Genomic DNA, 17,392 nt, shown 5'->3' with positions numbered 1-17,392 from the left:
AGTGTTGATGGAACCGATCAGCGGGCCGCGATGCGCATCCCGCCGGCGGCACGCATCGCCCATTGCGCCTGGGGTTGATTGCCATCCTCGCGCACGAAGCAGGCGCCACCACTCATCCGCAACTGCGCGCAGACGGCATTGGCCGCGCCACGGGACGCGAACCCGCCGGCTGCCACGCGATGAAGCGTCGCCGATCCCGAACGGACGGTTTCGCCGTCGGGCGCATAGCCTCCCAGCGCGGTGTAGCGCCCAACCGCCCTTTTCCAGGCGGCCTCGGCCTTGGCGGGCGTCGAGAAAGCACCGAGTTGAACGACGAAACGCCCACCCGGAACCCCGCGCGCCGCCATCACCTGACGGAGCGGTCCATTGTTCGCGCGAATAAGGCCGGCCGGTATCGCCTGGACGACTTCCTGACGCGGCGCGAACACGACCTGACGCAGTGTAGCGGCCGCCTGCGGGGCTTCCGCGATCTCCACCGGCGCCGCATCCTGGACGGCCGCCGCATCGCCGCTCTCCGCCGCGGTCGGCGCGAACATCTGTTCGGGCGTAGCGGCAGCGAGCGCCTGGCGTTCCGGCGCCGCATCGGGCGCAAGCGCCAGCCGTTCGGGCTGGCCGCGATCGAGCACGGCCTTCACACCCAGCAGCGTCGCGACCTGATCCCAGCTGTTGCGGGGTTGCGTGAAGCTTGCCCAAGTCGAAAGCCGGCGATCCAGTTCGTCCGCGGGAATATCCTGCGCGGCGATGACGCGCGCACGCGACCAGTCTCCGCCGAGCGCATAGGCGAGCGCAAGATTCTGGCGGGTCTTGCCGGAAGCGCCCTCGGCGCGCGCAGCCGGTTCCAGCAGTTCGACCGCACCGTGGATGTCGCCGGCAAGCGCCAGCGCCAGCCCACGATCCGCGACGGGCACGTTCGCGGCCGTCTTGTCCAGCGTGTCCCGCGCGATATCGGGCCGGCCGAGCGCGATCTGCGCCAGCGCAAGGCTCAGTCCGGCACGGTCGTTGCCGGGATCGAGCCGCAGCGTATCCAGGAACGCCGTCTCCGCCGAGACGAAACGCCCGCCGGCCAGATAGGCCTGGCCGAGCAGCATGCGATAGGATGCCTGACGCGGCTGCGCGGCGACAGCAGCTTCGGCCGAAGCGATCGCGGCTACGGAATCATTCGCCTTCAGCGCCTTTTCCGCCTTCGCCGCAGCCGACGACGCCGATCTTGCCGAACCGCCGGCATCCGAAGCCGATGCGATCGCGGACTGTTTCGCCGCCGGATTGCAGCCGACCAGCGTGGCGCCCAGCACCACCGCCGAACCGGCCAGTTTGAGGACGAGAATCTTGTTCATCCCAATAACCCCCATTTGCCTCAGCGGGTCGATCCCGGCACCTTGCGGGCCAGTTCGTCGATGTCCGGCAGGCTGGCGAGATAACGATCGAGCGCCTCGGTCACGATCGACTGCGCGGATTCGCGGCCGATCGCGCATGCCAGGCGCAGTTTCAGGTGCCGCTCCGGATCCAGTCGCAGCGTGAAGGCAGCCTTGCCCTTGCGGCTCTTGGCCGCCTTGTGCGCGCGCTTGATCGCGACGATCGGCACCTTGCGGGCAACCGGTGCGACGACCGGGAGTTCAGGCGCTGCCGGCGCGGGCTCCACCGCAGCTTCCTCATAGGCCGGTTCATCATAAGCCTGTTCGGCTTCCTCGAAACTGAAATCGGGCTGCGCGGTTGCCTTGCCGATCGGCGCGAGGATTTCGGGCGCATGGAAATTCTGCGGAACCAGGTTCAGTTCCTCGGCGAGTTCCTCGCGCTGGAGCACCACCGGCGGAAGCTCGTGAACCGGTTCGGGATGCACGTCCTGATGGATCGGAACGGGATGGCGCACATCATGCCCCATATCGTTCCAGCCGAGATCGTCATGCCCGTTGAAGGGATTGCCGAAGCTGCCGAACCCCTGGGGGCGCATGGCGGGCTTGGCCTGTCCCTTGCGCGCCAGAAGGCTGGAGGACAGCGATGCGAGCGGTTTCGGTTCGCCCATGATGCCTTCCCCCTTACTGGCCGACGACGCGGCGGCCGAAACCACCTGCGGGACGAGGAGAATTATAAGGCTGGCCGAGCGACGGCGCACTGAACACGGTGCGGCGGAAATTCTTCTCGAGCCGGTCGGACACATAGGTCCAGAGTTCGGCCACCTCATTGGCGGAACGGCTCTTGGGATCGACTTCCATCACGGTGCGACCATCGATCATCGATGCCGCGAAATCGGTGCGGTGATGCAGCGTCACCGGCGCAACCGTGCCGTGCTGCGACAGCGCGACGGCGGCCTCGTAAGTGATCTTGGCCTTGGGCGTCGCGCCATTGACCACGAAGATCAGCGGCTTGCCCGCGCGTTCGCACAGGTCGACGGTGGCGCCCACGGCGCGCAGGTCGTGCGGGCTCGGGCGCGTCGGCACCACGATCAGTTCGGCGACGGCGATCACGCTCTGGATCGCCATGGTGATGGCGGGCGGCGTATCGATCACCGCCAGGCGGAACCCCTGCTGGCGCAGAACTTCGAGGTCCGACGCGAGCCGTGCGACGGTGGTCTGCGCGAAAGCGGGATATTCCTCTTCGCGCTCGTTCCACCAGTCGGCGAGCGACCCCTGCGGATCGATATCGATGAGCACGACCGGGCCGGCGCCGGCGCGTTGCGCCTGCACGGCGAGGTGACCGGACAAGGTGGTCTTGCCGGATCCTCCCTTCTGCGATGCAAGTGCCAGAACGCGCATAGATTCCCCTCGGCTCGAATTCCCGGATGGGGCAATCGCACGGCGCGGGCTAAAATCTGGTTAATGGGCTGAAAGCCCTACGCACCGCGCGTTCAGGGTCAGGACATGCTGAATTTTCTGCTAATAACCGCTTAGGAAATTGTGCTTACAATGATCCACCGTCACGATTTTCAGGGATTCGAACATGCGGTTGGTGGGGATGATGGGATTGGGCTTGGCGCTGGCGAGCCTGACGGCGCCGGCACTGGCCGACGTCAAGGCCGGCGTCGACGCCTGGCAACGCGGAGATTATGCCGCAGCGATCAAGGAATGGCGGCCGGCCGCGATCGCCGGCGATCCCGATGCCCAGTTCAACCTGGCGCAGGCCTATAAACTCGGCCGCGGCCTTCCCGTCGATCTGAAACAGGCGGAAAGCTGGTACCAGAAGGCTGCGGCGCAGGGCCATATCCAGGCCGCCGACAATTACGGGCTGATCCTGTTCCAGAACGGCAACCGCAAGGAGGCGCTGCCCTGGATCCAGAAATCGGCGGATCGCGGCGAGCCCAGGGCGCAATATGTGCTGGGCACCGCACTGTTCAACGGCGACCTGACCGAGAAGGACTGGATCCGCGCCTATGCGCTGATGACGCGGGCATCGTCCGCCGGACTGCCCCAGGCATCGACCACGCTCGCACAGATGGACCAGTATATTCCGCTCGATCAGCGGCAGAAGGGCACCGCCCTCGCCCGCGATCTCGAATTGAAGGCCGCCCGGCCGCAAAGCGCTGCGATCGCGGCGGCCGAACTGCCGCCGTCACAGCCGGCGATGAAGGGGCCGGGCACCAGCTATCCGCCGCCGGGCCAGCCCGCGCCGGCCCCGGTGACACGCCCGGCAGCGCCGCCGCCCGCCCGCACGCAGGCCGCGGCCACACCCGCGGCGCCGAAGCCGATGGCCACCGTGGCGACACCCGCCCGCAGCGGCCCCTGGCGCATCCAGCTTGGCGCGTTCAGCGAACCCGGCCGGGCCAAGGCGCTGTGGAGTTCGCTCGAACGCAATGTCTCGGGCCTTGGCGGCCTCCAGCCCTTCATGGTGAAAGCCGGCGCGATCACCAAGCTGCAGGCGGGGCCGTTCCAGACCAAGGCGCAGGCGGAAAGCCAGTGCGCTGCCGTCAAACGCAGTGGTCAGGCCTGCCTGGCGGTCAAGGCTTAGGAACGACCGACATTCAGCCCATATCGGCCTGCAAATGGCGGCTTCCCGCGCTTCCGGTGCTCACGTACCGCAAGTACGCTGCGCTCCGGGTCACGAGAAACCACCATTTTCGACTCGATCTGAACTGAATGTCGGTTGGTCCTAAGGCTCGGCACATCCTGTCGTTCTGGCTTGCGCCGAAGCGACAGAAGTCTTCAAAGCCCGATCAATTCACCCAGTCCCGGCGCGCGATGCCTTGCGCATAAAGCAGCGCGGTCAGGTCGCCGTGCATCACCCGCGCATCGGCGGCGGCGGCGGCCTTTTCCTTGGCGTGATAGGCGATGCCCAGCCCGGCCGCCTCGATCATCGGGATATCGTTCGCGCCGTCGCCGACCGCGAGCGTCCGTTCGAGCGGAACGCCATGTTCGGCCATCGCGGCCAGCAGCGCTTCTCGCTTCGCTTCCGCGCCGACGATCGGACGGCCGACCGTACCGTCGAGCTTGCCGTCCGCCATGCCCAGCCGGTTCGAGATCGCGCGGTCGAAGCCGATCGCCGCCGCCACCGGATCCGCGAAATGGGTGAAGCCGCCCGAGACCAGCACCGCCGCCCCGCCCCGCGCGCGCATCGTGCGCACCAGCGCCTCGGCACCCGGCATGAGCCGAACGCGCTCACGATAACAGGTCTCGAGTATCGAGACGTCCATGCCCTTGAGCAGCGCGACACGCGCATCGAGCGCCGCCTCGAAATCGAGCTCGCCCTGCATCGCCCGCTCGGTCACCGCCGAAATCTCGGCGCGCAACCCCGCATAATCGGCGAGTTCGTCGATGCATTCGACGGTGATCATCGTCGAATCCATATCGGAGACGATCAGCGCCTTTTCGCGCGCGGCTTCGCGCTGGACGATCGCATCGGCGCGGGCGACCTGCCCTTCCGCCGCACGCCGCGCCGCCGCCGGATCGCCGGTGAAGCGCAGATCGAACGCCATGCCTTCGTCGATCCAGCGCCCCTCACCGGGCGCGCAGCCCACGGCGCGGAGCCGATCGGCGGCATCGCTGGTGTCGCCTGCGGAAAGACCGTCGGCTATCAATGTAAGGATGAACAAGACTCGGCTCCCGCGCCCAAAACCGGTCGCGCTCATTGCAGGCCCGACCGCTAGCGGCAAGTCGGCATTGGCGGTCCGCCTCGGCCATTTGCACCCTTCGGTGGTGATCAACGCCGATTCGATGCAGGTATATCGCGACCTGCGCATCCTGAGCGCGCGCCCGGACGCGCACGAGATGGAGGACGTTCCCCATCGGCTGTTCGGCCATATCGATGGAGCGGAAGCCTGTTCGGCGGCGCGATGGGCGGAAGATGCGCGCATCGAGATCGATCGTGCGCACGCGGCAGGCCTGTTGCCGATCGTCACCGGCGGAACCGGGCTTTATCTGCGGACCCTGCTCGACGGCATCGCCCCGGTGCCGGACATCGATCCCGATATCCGCGCCCGGGTGCGCGCGCTTCCCGTTGCCGAGGCTCACGCGGCGCTGGCGATCGAGGACCCGGATGCCGCTGCTCGCCTCTCTCCGGCCGACAGCAGCCGCATCGCCCGCGCATTGGAAACCGTCCGCTCGACCGGCCGGCCGCTCGCACACTGGCAGGCATCGCTGAGCGGCGGGATCGGCGACCGGATCCGATTGCTGCCGGTGGTGCTGCTTCCCCCGCGCGACTGGCTGTTCGACCGGATCGATCGCCGGTTCGACGCGATGATCGAACACGGCGCCATCGGGGAAGTCGAAACGCTGCTGGCGCGCGGCCTCGATCCCGCCTTGCCGGTGATGCGCGCGATCGGCGTGCCCGAGATCGCCGCCTGGCTGCGCGGCTCCGGCGATCGGGCCATGATGGCGGAACGCGGCCGCATCGCCACGCGACAATATGGAAAACGCCAGTATACTTGGTTTTCGCGCCAGCCGCCGGCCGATTGGGAGCGATTCGACGCGCAACCAGACAACAAAATGATCGATCAAATAGCAATTAAGTTACGCAACTATGCGTTGACAGATTAATTTCTTGCCTCTAGCCAGCCCGCCTTGCCTTCGCTGCGCTGCGGCGCAACGAGGTGCGTCAAACGGAGACGAAGGATGACTGCGGAAAAGTCCGGTGCGGATATATTGGTCGAGGCACTCAGCGATCTGGGTGTCGAGGTCGTATTCGGCTATCCGGGTGGCGCCGTCCTTCCGATCTACGACGCGATTTTCAAGCAGAAGCGCATCAAGCACATCCTGGTCCGGCACGAGCAGGCGGCGACGCACGCAGCGGAGGGCTATGCACGCTCGACCGGCAAGCCCGGCGTCGTGCTGGTGACCTCCGGCCCCGGCGCGACCAATGCCGTCACCGGCATCACCGACGCGCTGATGGATTCGATCCCGATGGTCGTCATCACCGGCCAGGTGGCGACGCATCTGATCGGCAGCGACGCGTTCCAGGAAGCCGATACGATCGGCATCACCCGCCACTGCACCAAGCATAATTATCTGGTGAAGTCGCCCGAGCGACTGGGCGAGGTGATCCACGAGGCCTTCCATATCGCGACTTCGGGCCGTCCCGGCCCGGTGGTGATCGACATCCCCAAGGACGTGCAGGTCGCCACCGCGAAATATCGCAAGCCGGCCGCGATCCAGCACAAGACCTATCGTCCCGCGCTGAAGGCCGAACAGTCGCTGATCGAGGCGGCGGTAGAGATGCTGGCGGCGGCGGAGCGGCCGATCTTCTACACCGGCGGCGGCGTCATCAATTCCGGCCCGGCGGCGGCACAACTGCTGCGCGAACTGGCGAAGATCACGGGCGCGCCCGTCACCTCGACCCTGATGGGCCTGGGCGCCTTCCCCGCCTCGTCCGATCAGTGGCTGGGCATGCTGGGCATGCACGGCACTTATGAAGCCAATTTCGCGATGAACCAGGCGGACCTGATCATCGCGCTCGGCAGCCGTTTCGACGATCGCGTGACCGGCCGGCTCGACGCCTTCGCGCCGCATGCCAAGAAGATCCACATCGATATCGACCGGTCCTCGGTCAACAAGACCGTGGCCGTCGACCTGCCGATCATCGCCGATGTCGGCCGCGCGATGGAGGACATGATCCGCGTGTGGAAAGCGCGCCAGCACCGCAAGAACGACCTGTCGGCCTGGTGGTCGCGGATCGAGGGCTGGCGCGCGAAGAAGTGCCTGGACTTCCCGGCCTCGGCCAAGGAAATCATGCCGCAACAGGCGATCCGCAGCCTTTGGGAAGCGACGAAACACGTCAATCCGATCATCACCACCGAAGTCGGCCAGCATCAGATGTGGGCGGCGCAGCATTTCCATTTCGAGCAGCCCAACAAGTGGCTGACCTCGGGCGGGCTGGGCACGATGGGCTATGGCCTGCCCGCCGCGATCGGCGCGCAGCTCGGCAATCCCAATGCGCTGGTGATCGATATCGCGGGCGAAGCCTCGATCCAGATGAACATCCAGGAACTGGGCACGGCGACGCAATATCGCCTGCCGGTGAAGCTGTTCATCCTGAACAACGAATATATGGGCATGGTGCGCCAGTGGCAGCAGCTCACCTATTCCAGCCGCTATTCGGAAAGCTATTCGGATGCGCTGCCCGATTTCGTGAAGCTCGCCGAAGCCTATGGCTGGACGGGCATCCGTATCGAAGGACAGCAGGAACTTGAGCCGGGCATTCGCCAGATGCTCGACACGCCCGGCCCCGTGCTGGTCGATTGCCGTGTCGCGAAACTGGCCAATTGTTTCCCGATGATCCCTTCGGGCGCATCGCATACCGAAATGATCCTCCAGTCCGACGATGTTTCGGGCGAAATGGACGACGAGGCGAAGGCGCTGGTCTGATGCATATCAAGGAAGAAAAGAAAGAGCGGCACACGCTGGCCGTGATCGTGGACAACGAGGCAGGCGTGCTGGCACGCATCGCCGGCCTGTTCACCGCGCGCGGCTATAATATCGAGAGCCTGACGGTGACCGATATCAGCGACGACGACCTGATCAGCCGCATCACCATCGTCACGTCCGCCTCGGCGCCCGTGATGGACCAGATCATCGCGCAGCTCGAACGGCTGGTGCCCGTGCACAAGGTGGTCGACCTCACCATACTCGGCCCGCATGTCGAGCGCGAACTGGCGCTGGTGAAGGTGGCCGGCACCGGCGATCACCGGATCGAGGCGCTGCGCCTGGCCGAAGTCTATCGCGCCCGCGTCGTCGATGCGACGATCAGCAGCTTCGTCTTCGAGGTGACCGGCACGAGCGACAAGATCGACAAGTTCGTCGAGCTGATGGGCGAAGTCGGCCTGGTCGAGGTCGCCCGCACCGGCATCGTCGCCATTTCCAGAGGGAAAGAGGCGGCCTGAGTTTCCGAATGTCCGGTCTCAACCGATGGGAGAGGCCCTTTAATCTCAACACCGTTCGTCCTTGGCGCAGTCCGGGGACGCCTGACTAGGGGAAGAAGAATGCGCGTTTATTACGATCGCGACGCCGATCCGAAGCTGATCGCCACCAAGAAGATCGCCATTGTCGGCTATGGCAGCCAGGGCCACGCCCATGCGCAGAACCTGCGCGATTCGGGCGTGCAGGAAGTCGCGATCGCGCTCCGCCCGGGTTCGGCCACCGCCAAGAAGGCCGAAGGCGCCGGCTTCAAGGTGATGTCGAACGCCGAGGCCGCCGCCTGGGCCGATATCGTCATGGTCCTCGCGCCCGACGAGCATCAGGCCGCGATCTATGCCGACGATCTCCACGCCAATATGCGCCAGGGCGCGGCGCTCGCCTTCGCGCACGGCCTGAACGTCCATTTCAACCTGATCGAACCCCGCGAGGATCTGGACGTGATCATGATCGCGCCCAAGGGCCCCGGCCACACCGTGCGGTCCGAATATGTCCGCGGCGGCGGCGTGCCCTGCCTGATCGCGGTCGCGCAGGACAAGAGCGGCAACGCCCATGACATCGCGCTCGCCTATGCCTCCGGCGTCGGCGGCGGCCGTTCGGGCATCATCGAGACCAATTTCCGCGAGGAATGCGAAACCGACCTGTTCGGCGAGCAGGCCGTGCTCTGCGGCGGCCTGACCCACCTGATCCAGGCGGGTTTCGAAACGCTGGTCGAAGCGGGCTACGCGCCCGAAATGGCCTATTTCGAGTGCCTCCACGAAGTGAAGCTGATCGTCGACCTGATGTATGAAGGCGGCATCGCCAACATGCGCTACTCGATCTCGAACACCGCCGAATATGGCGACATCACCACCGGCCCGCGCATCATCACCGACGAGACCAAGGCCGAGATGAAGCGCGTCCTGGCGGACATCCAGGGCGGCCGTTTCGTCAAGAATTTCGTGCTCGACAACCGCGCCGGCCAGCCCGAACTGAAGGCGGCGCGCAAGCAGGCCGCGGCGCATCCGATCGAGCAGGTCGGCGCGGAACTGCGCGCGATGATGCCTTGGATCGGCGCCAACAAGCTGGTCGACAAGGAAAAGAACTGAGGAATCCGCGCGTCCCGGCAAAGCCGGAGGCGCGCACCTCATGACATGAAAACGGCGGCGGGTGCCTGCATCCGCCGCCGTTTTCATGTCCACTGGTCGGCTTCATCGCTGGTGAAACGCAGCGATTGCAGTCACTTCGCACTTCTGGATTGCTTCGCCGCCTCACCCCTCGCAATGACGGCCGCGTGATGACGGATGGGAGCGCGATCATTTCGGTATTTGCCACACATCAGGCGCAACTCGACGCACTGAAAGCGGCGGATCGCCTGCGCGCGCTTCGCCCCCGCGACGGGCTCGACTTCTCGTCCAACGACTATCTGGGCCTCGCGGATTCGGACGCGCTGCGCACCGCGCTGGCGGACGGCATCGCGCTGGGCCTGCCCATGGGTTCGGGCGGATCGCGTCTGCTGCGCGGCAATCACGAAGCGCATGAAGCGCTCGAAGCCGAGGCCGCCCGCCATTATCGCAGCGAAGCGGCATTGTTCCTCTCGACGGGTTTCGCAGCCAATGCCGGGCTGTTCGCGACCTTGCCGCAGCGCGGCGACCTGGTGGTCCACGACGCATTGATCCATGCCAGCGCGCATGACGGCATGCGCATCGGCCGCGCCGAGCGCGTCACCGCCGCGCACAATGACGCCTCCGCATTCGAGGATGCGATCTCGGCCTGGCGCGCCGCTGGCGGCATCGGACGCGTCTGGATCGCGGTGGAAAGCCTTTACAGCATGGACGGCGATCGCGCGCCGCTCGCCGAGCTCGCGGCCATCGCCAGGGCGCATGACGCCATCCTCGTCGTCGACGAGGCGCATGCGACCGGCGTTTTCGGCGCCGATGGACGCGGCCTCGCCGACGATCTCGGTCTTGGCGAGCAGCTGATAACCCTGCACACCTGCGGCAAGGCGCTGGGCTGCGAAGGCGCGCTCATCTGCGCGCCGCGCACCGTGATCGATTTCCTGATCAATCGCGGACGGCCCTTCATCTTCTCGACCGCGCCCTCGCCGCTCGTCGCGCATTGCGTCCGCCATGCGATCGGCATCGCCGCCGCCGATCCGGACCGGCGGACGAGGCTCGCCCGGCTGGTCGATCATGCCGCAAAGCGCCTCGCCCCGCTCGGCATTCCGGCCACCGGATCGCAGATCGTGCCCGTCCTGATCGGCGAGGACGATCGAACGATGGCGATGGCGGCGATGCTTCAGCAACGTGGCTTCGACATTCGCGGCATCCGCCCGCCCACCGTGCCCGAAGGCACCGCGCGCCTTCGCCTTTCGCTGACGCTCAACGTGACCGAGGCGGATGTCGATGCGATGGCGGACGCCCTTGCCGAAGCGATGGCGCCGGTTCCGGCATGATCGCGCGGTTCGTCATCACCGGTACCGACACCGGCATCGGCAAGACCGTCTTCGCGGCGGCGCTCGTCCAGGCGCTTGGCGCAACCTATTGGAAACCGGTTCAGGCGGGACTGGACGAGGAAACCGATAGCGAGACGGTCGAGCGCCTCACAAATCCTCCCCGCTTCGGGGAGGGGGACCAGCCGCAGGCTGGTGGAGGGGACGCCGCGCCAGCGGCGCATTCACCCCCGGATCACCATCCGGCATCGCAATCCCCTCCACCGCCCTTCGGGCGGTCCCCCTCCCCGTTCCGGGGAGGATCTGTTCTTCCCGAAGCCTATCGGCTGAACACGCCAGCCTCGCCCCATCTCGCCGCAGAATTGGACGGCGTAGCCATCGATATCGGCACACTCATGCCGCCTGAAACAAACGGCCCGCTCGTCATCGAAGGCGCTGGCGGCGCGCTCGTCCCCGTGACGCGCGACACCGTGTTCGCCGACATCTTTGCGCGCTGGGCATTGCCCGTCATCGTCTGTGCCCGCACCGGCCTGGGCACGATCAATCACAGCCTGCTGACGATCGAGGCGCTGCGCGGGCGCGGGGTGCCGATCCATGGTATCGCGTTCATCGGCGATCCCATGCCCGACAGCGAAGCCATCATTCCCGCGCTTTCGGGAATTCGCCGGCTGGGCCGGCTCCCCCGGATAGATCCGTTGACCCCCGAAACACTTGCCGCCGCCTTTGCCGCAAATTTCGACAGGCAAGATTTCCGATGACCGGTTCGCCCGTCTGGCACCCCTTCACCCAGCATGGCCTGAGCGAACCCATCCCGCTGATCACGCGCGCGGACGGCGCCGCGATCTTCGATGCGGACGGCACGCGCTGGATCGACGCCATCTCGTCCTGGTGGGTCGTCACCCACGGCCATTGCCATCCGCGCATCATCGCCGCGATCCGCGCGCAGGCCGAACGGCTCGATCAGCTCATCTTCGCGGGCTGGACGCACGAGCCCGCCGAAACGCTGGCGCGAGAACTCGTCGCGATCACGCCCGAACCGCTGACCCGCGTCTTCTTCTCGGACAGCGGATCGACCAGCGTCGAGGTCGCGCTCAAGATGGCGCTCGGCTATTGGGCCAATATCGGCGCGCCGCGTCACCGCATCCTGGTGATGGAACACAGCTATCACGGCGATACGATCGGCGCGATGTCGGTCGGCGCGCGCGGCGTGTTCAACCGCGCCTATGCGCCGCTGCTGTTCGATGTCGGCACCATCCCCTTCCCCGCGCCCGGCAAGGAACAGGCGACGCTCGACGCGCTCGAAGCCGCGTGCAGGGAACACCCCGCCGCCTTCATCGTCGAACCGCTGATCCTGGGCGCCGGCGGGATGCTGATCTATCCGCCGCATATACTCGCCGAGATGCGCGCGATCTGCGCGGCGCATGACGTGCTGTTCATCGCCGACGAGGTGATGACGGGCTGGGGCCGGACCGGCACGATGTTCGCCTGCGATCAGGCCGCCGTCGCGCCCGATATCATGTGCCTGTCCAAGGGCTTGACCGGCGGATCGATCCCGCTGGCCGTCACGCTTTGCGCGGAACCGATCTTCGCCGCGCATTTCTCCGAGGATCGCGGCAAGACTTTCTATCATAGCAGTTCCTATACCGCGAACCCGATCGCCTGCGCCGCCGCCAACGCCAATCTCGCCATCTGGCGCGAGGAACCCGTGCAGGCACGCATCGATGCGCTCTCCGCGATGCAGGCGGATCATCTCGCACGCCTCTCCGGTCATGCACGCCTGACCAACATGCGCCGGCTCGGCACCATCGCGGCGATGGACGTCCGGGTTTCCGATCATGGCTATCTGTCGGATCTGGCGCCACGGCTCGCCGCCGGTTTCCGCGAACGCGGCGTGCTGCTCCGTCCGCTCGGCAACACCATCTATGTGATGCCCCCCTATTGCGTCGCACCCGCCGATCTCGACCAGATCCATGGCGCGATCGGCGAGGTTCTGGAGACGATCTGACGAAAACGGATCGTTTCGCGCTTTCGGGTGGAACTTCGCGCGGCTTTGCCCGATTGTCCGTTTCGAACAGTCAATGAACGGAGCCCCATTCCGATGCGCAAACTCCTGATCGCGACCGGCCTCGCAGTCATCGCCGCCGTCGCCGTACCCGTCATCGCCCAGATGCCGACCAGCCCGCCGGGCAGCAAGGACCGGAGCAAGGTCGTCGCCGGCACCTATACGGCAGACCCCGGCCACAGCCTGATCGCCTGGGAAGTCAATCATTTCGGCTTCAGCCCCTATCACGGCCTGATCACCGGGGTCAGCGGCACACTGAGTATCGATCCCGCCAATCTCGCGGCCTCGGCGGTCGACGTGACCATCCCGATCAAGGGTACGGCGCCCTATTCGGGTGTCGCCAGCGGCAACGCGCAGCTCGACGCACATCTGCTCAAGGCCGATTTCTTCGACGCCGAGAAATTCCCGACCGCCAGCTTCAAATCGACGCGCGTGATTCTGGACGATGATGGCGACGAAGCCAAGATCGAGGGCAATCTCACCATTCGCGGCGTGACCAGGCCCGTCGTGCTCGATGCCGAATTCGTCGGCGCGGGCATCAACCCCTTCGTCAAGAAACAGACCGTGGGATTCAAGGCCGAAACCACGATCAAGCGCAGCGATTTCGGCATCAGCTACGGCATCCCGCTCGTCACCGACGCGGTGAAGATCGACATCGCGGCGGCCTTCGAAAAATGATCCCGGAAAACCCGCCCGGAGCGATCCGGGCGGGTTTTCGCTGGACACGCGGCCGGTTCCGCGTCATTGAGCCGGACATGTCAGCGCATCGCGCCCTGCTTCTTCTTCGACTTACGCGCCCTTAGGCGCGACGTTTTCGTGCGGCCTGCGGGCTGCCGCGACCGCCTAAGGGCAAATTACCGGAAAACGACAGTCCACCCGCTCCCATGAGCGGATGAAGAAGAAAGCACAGCCATGTTACGCGATCCCTCGACCAAATATCGCCCCTTCCCCCAGATCGACCTGCCCAACCGCCAATGGCCGTCGCGAACGATCACCCAAGCGCCGCGCTGGCTGTCGACCGACATGCGCGACGGCAACCAGGCTCTGATCGACCCGATGGACGGCGAGAAGAAGACGCGCTTCTTCGATCTGCTCGTGAAAGTGGGTTTGAAGGAGATCGAGGTCGGCTTCCCCTCGGCCGGCGCAACCGAGTTCGATTTCATCTCCGGCCTTGTCCGGAACGGACGGATTCCCGACGACGTCGTCGTCCAGGTGCTCACCCAGTCGCGCCGCGACCTCATCGAAACCAGCTTCCAGAGCCTGAAGGGCGCGCGCCAGGCGATCGTCCATCTCTACAACGCCGTCTCGCCCGCATGGCGCAAGATCGTCTTCGGCATGACGCGCGACGAAGTGCGCGAGATCGCGATCACCGGCGCGAAGATCCTGCGCGACGAGGCCGCCAAGCAGCCCGATACCGACTGGATCTTCGAATATAGCCCCGAAACCTTCTCGACCGCTGAAATCGATTTCAGCGTCGAGGTGTGCGCGGCGGTGATGGATATCCTGAAGCCCACGCCCGAAAAACCGATCATCTTCAACCTGCCCGCCACCGTCGAGTGCGCGACGCCCAACATCTATGCCGATCAGATCGAATATTTCTGCCGCGCCATCCCCAATCGCGACAGCGTGGTGGTGAGCCTGCACACGCATAACGATCGCGGCACCGGCGTCGCGGCGACCGAACTCGGGCTGATGGCCGGCGCCGACCGTGTCGAAGGCTGCCTGTTCGGAAACGGCGAGCGCACCGGCAATGTCGATCTCGTCACCGTCGCGCTCAACATGTACACGCAGGGCGTCGATCCCGGCCTCGATTTCTCGGATATCGACGAGGTCATCAAGACCGTCGAATATTGCAACGCGATCCCCGTGCATCCACGCCATCCCTATGCCGGCGATCTCGTCTTCACCGCCTTTTCGGGAAGCCACCAGGACGCGATCAAGAAGGGCTTCGCGGCACAGGACGCGCGCAACGACGACTATTGGGAAGTCCCCTATCTGCCGATCGATCCCGCCGATCTCGGCCGCAGCTATGAAGCGGTGATCCGCGTCAATTCGCAATCGGGCAAGGGCGGCGTCGCCTGGGTGCTCGAACAGGACAAGGGGCTGAAGCTGCCCAAGCGCCTCCAGGCCGATTTCAGCCGCCACGTCCAGGCGATGGCGGACGAGACCAGTCGCGAGCTCAACGCCGCCGATATCTGGGAGTCGTTCCGCAGCGCCTATCGCCTCGAAGGGCCTCACCGCTTCACGCTGGAAGCCTATGACGAAACCCGCGCGCCCAATGGCGACCGTATCTTCGCCGGCCATATCGGCATCGACGGCGAAAGCCGATCGGTCAGCGGGCGCGGCAACGGCCTGATCTCCAGCGTCGTCGCGGCGCTGCGCGACCAGTGCGGCGTCGAGTTCGACATCGCGGACTATAGCGAGCACGCGATCGGCACGGGCGCCACCGTTCAGGCGGCCGCCTATGTCGAATGCCGCACGCCCGACGGCCGCACCGTCTGGGGCGTGGGCATCGACGAGGATGTGGCGACCGCCAGCGTGCGCGCCGTTCTCGGGGCCGCCAACGGGCTCTGATACCGGGTCTCGATGAGCATGCCTCGTCGAGTTCCGGTATCAACCCCGCACAGCGTTTGAGCGAACCGATCGAGGATGCGTCAGCATCTTCGAGATCGGATATGACACGAACGGACATGCCGGGCGCCGCACTGACGGCGTCCCGGCATGGTCGGTGCAGCGATCAGTCCCGCCGCTCGAATGCGATCGCCTTCATCCGCGACGCGCTGAGCCCGAAGCCGCTGATACGGCCGGATGCGTCCCGCTTGAACGTGAGAAATCCGAGCGGTCCCTCGAACGTGTCGTTCATTGCCGGACTGAGCGGCCCGGCGAGATCCGCATAGGCATAACGGATGCTGCGGAAGGCGAGCTTGCCCTCCTCCAGCGTCAGGGTCAGCGTCGCATCCAGTTCCGGGCTGTAATAATTGCCGGCATAGGCACGAAGCGCATCGGGCGCGAGCGTGATCGGCTCGAAGCGGTTCGCCTTTTGCGGCGGTTCGCCACCGATGCTGAAACCGAATCCGGTCGCGCGCTTTCCTGCCGGTTCGAACGACAGCGTCGCGGGAAAGCCCTTGACGGAAAACCGCCCGGGGCCGTCGGAAACGAGCGGCAGCATCCGCCCCGACATGTCGAGCACCACGCCGCCATCCTTCTCCGCGATCCGATAGACGGTGTCGGTCGTGGCGTCGAAATAGCTGCCGACATAAGGGGCGGCATCGACGGGCTTTGCCGCGGCATCCTTGCCCACGCTCTTGCTCGTCCCCGCCTTGCCGGGCTTGTTCTCGGTCGTCAGCACATCGGCCAGCACGACATCGGCGACCCCGTGCGACAGTGCGTTGGGTGACGCGGAATCGGAATTGCAGAAGACCGCGATCGCGACGCGCTGCTTGGGAAAACGCTCGAACATCGCGCGATAGCCCTGCCATGCGCCGCCATGGCCGATATAGGCCTGGCCGCGATAGGTGCCGCCGCTCAGGCCGCGTGCATAGCCGATGGGTTTGCCGTCATCCAGCGCGCCCGGCGTCTGCAGCGCATCGACCATCGCCGCGCCGCCCACCTTGGGATCGAGGAAATTGCCCTCCCAGTGCAGCATGTCATCGACAGACACCTGCACCGCGCCATCACCGAGCTGTTCCCAGTTGGAGAGATGGTTGACGAAACCGCCCTTGCCGTCGGGCGCATAGCCCAGCGCGCGATTGGGGATCAGCATCGCGTGATTGTCGCGGATCAGCGTGTGGCTCATGCCCAGCGGCGCGAAGATGCGTTCGCGCGCGAACGCCGCGAGATTCTTGCCGCTGACACGCTGCACGATCACCGAGAGCAGGAAATAGCCGGTGTTGGAATATTCGTAGCGCGACCCCGTGGGGAAATTGAGCGCGCGCTGGCGCGACAGCAGCGACAGAACCTGTGCGTCGCCCGTCACATCCTCGAGCGAGAAACCGGCAAGCACCAGCAGTCCGATATAGTCGCGCAGGCCGCTGGTATGATGGATCAGATGATCGATCGTGATCGTCTTCCCGAAATCGGGCAATTCAGGCACATATTTGCGGGCATCGTCGGTCAGCTTCAGCTTGCCGTCGGCCTGGAGCAGCAGGATCGACGCGGCCGCGAACTGCTTGGAGGTCGATCCGATGTCGAAAACGCTCGCCGGCGTGATCGGCACGCCGCGCTCGATATCGGCCATGCCATAGCCCTTGGCATAGAGCATGCGCCCGTCGCGCATCACGCCCGCCGCGCAACCGGCCGAATTCGGCTTCGCATATTCGGCGAACACCGCATCGATCTTCGCGGTCTGGTCGGCGCTGAGTTCGGTGCTCTGCGCCATGGCCGGCAACGCCAGCGCACAACTCAACATCACGGCCACCGTACCTGAGGCTGCATGCTGGATGGCCGGCCGCGCGGCACGAGATCTGATCAACATTCCACTCTCCCTGGTACCGCCTTCGGCACGATCGGCCGTTTCGGCTGACACGGATGCTACTCCGTACAGACGGCACATGGAAGATCATTTTA

Annotated in this window: 15 protein-coding genes; 10 read left to right on the top strand and 5 right to left on the bottom strand. The window is 65.6% G+C overall.

Translation table 11 applies throughout. From position 1 onward, the window contains the following. Nucleotides 1-17 precede the first annotated feature (17 nt). Genes K7G82_RS02360 through K7G82_RS02350 form a run of 3 tightly spaced genes read right to left on the bottom strand, consistent with a single transcriptional unit; the run spans nt 18 to nt 2,750 of the window. Nucleotides 18-1,334, bottom strand: coding sequence for an SPOR domain-containing protein (locus K7G82_RS02360; RefSeq protein ID WP_222988203.1), 1,317 nt, complete (start codon nt 1,332-1,334; stop codon nt 18-20). Between the two features lie 20 nt (nt 1,335-1,354). Beyond that, entirely contained in the window at nt 1,355-2,020 is a 666-nt protein-coding gene (locus tag K7G82_RS02355) for a hypothetical protein (protein ID WP_222988202.1), read from the bottom strand. A 13-nt stretch (nt 2,021-2,033) separates the two neighbouring features. Then, nucleotides 2,034-2,750, bottom strand: coding sequence for a ParA family protein (locus K7G82_RS02350; RefSeq protein WP_222988201.1), 717 nt, complete (start codon nt 2,748-2,750; stop codon nt 2,034-2,036). Nucleotides 2,751-2,934: 184 nt separating this feature from the next. Here K7G82_RS02350 and K7G82_RS02345 point away from each other — a divergent pair, with 184 nt between their 5' ends. Beyond that, nucleotides 2,935-3,939, top strand: a complete 1,005-nt coding sequence (locus K7G82_RS02345; RefSeq protein ID WP_222988200.1) for an SPOR domain-containing protein — start codon at nt 2,935-2,937, stop codon at nt 3,937-3,939. A 205-nt stretch (nt 3,940-4,144) separates the two neighbouring features. Here K7G82_RS02345 and serB read toward each other — a convergent pair whose 3' ends face one another. Next, complete coding sequence (serB, locus tag K7G82_RS02340; RefSeq protein WP_222988199.1) at nt 4,145-5,020, bottom strand: phosphoserine phosphatase SerB; 876 nt, start codon at nt 5,018-5,020, stop codon at nt 4,145-4,147. Here serB and miaA point away from each other — a divergent pair. From miaA to leuA, 9 genes are all read left to right on the top strand, one after another. Next, a complete protein-coding gene (gene miaA / locus K7G82_RS02335; protein ID WP_222988198.1) occupies nt 5,013-5,963 on the top strand; it encodes a tRNA (adenosine(37)-N6)-dimethylallyltransferase MiaA in 951 nt (316 codons plus the stop codon). The genes serB and miaA overlap by 8 nt on opposite strands. A 75-nt stretch (nt 5,964-6,038) precedes the next feature. Beyond that, nucleotides 6,039-7,787, top strand: a complete 1,749-nt coding sequence (locus K7G82_RS02330; protein WP_222988197.1) for an acetolactate synthase 3 large subunit — start codon at nt 6,039-6,041, stop codon at nt 7,785-7,787. Beyond that, nucleotides 7,787-8,302, top strand: coding sequence for an acetolactate synthase small subunit (gene ilvN / locus K7G82_RS02325; protein ID WP_222988196.1), 516 nt, complete (start codon nt 7,787-7,789; stop codon nt 8,300-8,302). Before K7G82_RS02330 ends, ilvN begins: the two co-directional genes overlap by 1 nt. 99 nt (nt 8,303-8,401) lie before the next feature. Beyond that, the gene (gene ilvC, locus K7G82_RS02320; protein ID WP_222988195.1) at nt 8,402-9,421 is read left to right on the top strand and encodes a ketol-acid reductoisomerase; all 1,020 of its coding nucleotides are present in this window, start codon (nt 8,402-8,404) and stop codon (nt 9,419-9,421) included. 188 nt (nt 9,422-9,609) lie between these two features. After that, nucleotides 9,610-10,767: an 8-amino-7-oxononanoate synthase gene (locus K7G82_RS02315; protein WP_222988194.1), complete on the top strand. Its 1,158-nt coding sequence runs from the start codon at nt 9,610-9,612 to the stop codon at nt 10,765-10,767. After that, complete coding sequence (gene bioD / locus K7G82_RS02310; RefSeq protein WP_246623172.1) at nt 10,764-11,522, top strand: ATP-dependent dethiobiotin synthetase BioD; 759 nt, start codon at nt 10,764-10,766, stop codon at nt 11,520-11,522. Before K7G82_RS02315 ends, bioD begins: the two co-directional genes overlap by 4 nt. After that, nucleotides 11,519-12,769, top strand: coding sequence for an adenosylmethionine--8-amino-7-oxononanoate transaminase (locus K7G82_RS02305; RefSeq protein WP_222988193.1), 1,251 nt, complete (start codon nt 11,519-11,521; stop codon nt 12,767-12,769). The genes bioD and K7G82_RS02305 overlap by 4 nt, the downstream gene beginning before the upstream one ends. Nucleotides 12,770-12,862: 93 nt before the next feature. Further along, complete coding sequence (locus K7G82_RS02300) at nt 12,863-13,504, top strand: YceI family protein (protein WP_222988192.1); 642 nt, start codon at nt 12,863-12,865, stop codon at nt 13,502-13,504. A gap of 234 nt (nt 13,505-13,738) precedes the next feature. Continuing rightward, the gene (leuA, locus tag K7G82_RS02295) at nt 13,739-15,400 is read left to right on the top strand and encodes a 2-isopropylmalate synthase (RefSeq protein ID WP_222988191.1); all 1,662 of its coding nucleotides are present in this window, start codon (nt 13,739-13,741) and stop codon (nt 15,398-15,400) included. A 163-nt stretch (nt 15,401-15,563) separates the two neighbouring features. Here the strand turns inward: leuA and K7G82_RS02290 are convergent, their stop codons facing one another. Next, nucleotides 15,564-17,300 carry a serine hydrolase domain-containing protein gene (locus tag K7G82_RS02290; protein WP_222988190.1) on the bottom strand — a complete coding sequence of 579 codons (1,737 nt, stop codon included), beginning with the start codon at nt 17,298-17,300 and terminating at the stop codon, nt 15,564-15,566. Between the last annotated feature and the right edge of the window lie 92 nt (nt 17,301-17,392).

This window comes from Sphingomonas colocasiae, assembly GCF_019880585.1.
GTDB lineage: Bacteria > Pseudomonadota > Alphaproteobacteria > Sphingomonadales > Sphingomonadaceae > Sphingobium_A > Sphingobium_A colocasiae.
The sequence above is the reverse complement of the archived record's forward strand: the minus strand, read 5'-3'. Positions and strand labels throughout refer to the sequence as shown.